At 36.6% G+C, this 1,684-nt stretch carries 5 protein-coding genes; all 5 read left to right on the top strand.

Features of this window, described 5'->3' with window-relative positions; all coding sequences use genetic code 11:
* Positions 1–320, top strand: a 320-nt coding sequence (locus ABZ914_RS51035; RefSeq protein ID WP_500201772.1) for a hypothetical protein, incomplete at its 5' end; no start/stop codon positions are given.
* 45 nt (positions 321–365) lie between these two features.
* Positions 366–623: a hypothetical protein gene (locus ABZ914_RS51030; protein WP_500201771.1), complete on the top strand. Its 258-nt coding sequence runs from the start codon at positions 366–368 to the stop codon at positions 621–623.
* An 8-nt stretch (positions 624–631) separates the two neighbouring features.
* Positions 632–796 carry a hypothetical protein gene (locus tag ABZ914_RS51025; RefSeq protein WP_305196091.1) on the top strand — a complete coding sequence of 55 codons (165 nt, stop codon included), beginning with the start codon at positions 632–634 and terminating at the stop codon, positions 794–796.
* Positions 786–1,196, top strand: a complete 411-nt coding sequence (locus tag ABZ914_RS51020) for a RusA family crossover junction endodeoxyribonuclease (RefSeq protein WP_352038550.1) — start codon at positions 786–788, stop codon at positions 1,194–1,196. Before ABZ914_RS51025 ends, ABZ914_RS51020 begins: the two co-directional genes overlap by 11 nt.
* Before the next feature lie 229 nt (positions 1,197–1,425).
* The gene (locus tag ABZ914_RS51015) at positions 1,426–1,545 is read left to right on the top strand and encodes a DUF658 family protein (RefSeq protein ID WP_369010286.1); all 120 of its coding nucleotides are present in this window, start codon (positions 1,426–1,428) and stop codon (positions 1,543–1,545) included.
* Positions 1,546–1,684 lie beyond the last annotated feature (139 nt).

The following is a 1,684-nucleotide window of genomic DNA, read 5'->3' as shown; positions in this document are numbered from 1 at the left end:
CTGAAGAAGTGATTAAACGTAGGAAAAAAGCTGAGTTTATCAAAAGGCTTAATCGCAATAGCATTGTGAGAGATATGACAATAAAAAAAGCAAGTTTTGAAAATTTTAATGCAGTAACTGACGAAGAAAAGAGAGCTTTGGCGTTCGCAAAAGAAGTATCTGAATATTATTATACTGGCGGTGAGGGAAACACAGTAGTAAGCGGGCCAGCAGGAACAGGGAAAAGTCACCTAGCCATGAGCATCTTAAAAGATTGTTTGCAGCATACTGATTTAACCGTTATTTTTGCAAGTTGGTCAGAGGTTCTTCACTTAATCTAAGATAGTTTTGATAATAAAGACAGCTTTTATTCAACTGAATACTTCATGGAAGTTTTTAGAAATACTGACTTATTAGTTATTGATGATATTGGAAGCGAGAAAATAACAGAATGGTCGATGTCTTTACTGACAGAAGTTTTGGATGCAAGGACTAAGACAATTATTACCACTAATCTAAAAAGTGATGAAATAAGAAAAAAATATCACAACAGGACATATAGCCGTTTGTTCAGAGGTATTGGAAAAAAAGCATTCAATTTTGAAAACATTAAAGATAAGCGTGTTAGTCAATTGCCATTCTAGGAGAAGCAATGAAAACAATGATCATTGAGCAGTGGGAAAACGAACATTACCCACTCGGAAGAATTAAAAAGCAGAAGCTGGCAGAGAAATCTGAGCATGAGATTATTTTTATTCTTAATCGCATGGATCAGATGCCTGCAATTGTTAGATTTGGAGAAGCAAGTGAAGTTTGAATTTAACTTTCTCAGAAAAGAAATGATAAATGAGAATGATAACAAGGGCACAACTTATGGTTCAAGAATTGCAGCCAATAATACTAAACAGCGTTTAAGACGGATTGCATGTCGAACTGCTCATGAATGGCTAGACCAGTCAGATGAAGTATTTGAGCAATTTCATGAGAAACACCGTTGCGATGTGTTCGTCGTAATTTATCCACCCAAACGCTTTAAATATGATCCACCAAATTATGAACCAGCTTCTAAAGCATTAATTGATGGACTGACAGATGCTGGAATTTGGAATGATGATAATTACAACGTTATTCGCAGAACAAGCTTTGAGCATGGTGGACTTTCTGGAGATACAAAGACCTGGAAAGTAGAGTTAGTAGTGAAAGAACTGACAGAATAGCATTAAATCATGAAAATTGCGGTTACATTGAGCGCTTAAACCATTTCGTGGATAATTTACCACGAACTAACTAAAATCGCTTAGAAGCTAAAATATGAGGTGTTATTATGACAACGCAAAAAGAAAAAAATGTCCTAGATTTTAAAGACAAGGATATCTTGAAGAATCATAAAGTCGCTGACAAAGACGACGAATGGTTTCACGAACAATGGAAAAATAAACTAAGTGGATTGAAATAACCGATCGCGACCGAAGAAAGCACGAAACAAAAGAAGAACGTAGGTTGCGAAGAAATATCAGAGCGCAAATGGCAATCGAAGCAGCACGCAAAGAAGAATTAGGATTATAGGAGCAGATAGATGAAATGCGATAAATGTGGCAACGAAATAGATTGTGATTGCATGGGATGCCATGAGTGCCATCCAGAATATACTTGTGAAACGTGTGGATTTTGCCACATTGACGGTTGGGAAGCTGGGGCATGCTGG

This window comes from Spirillospora sp. NPDC046719 (assembly GCF_040645715.1).
Classification (GTDB): Bacteria; Actinomycetota; Actinomycetes; order Streptosporangiales; family Streptosporangiaceae; genus Spirillospora.
This window is presented reverse-complemented; position numbering and strand designations above follow the sequence as displayed.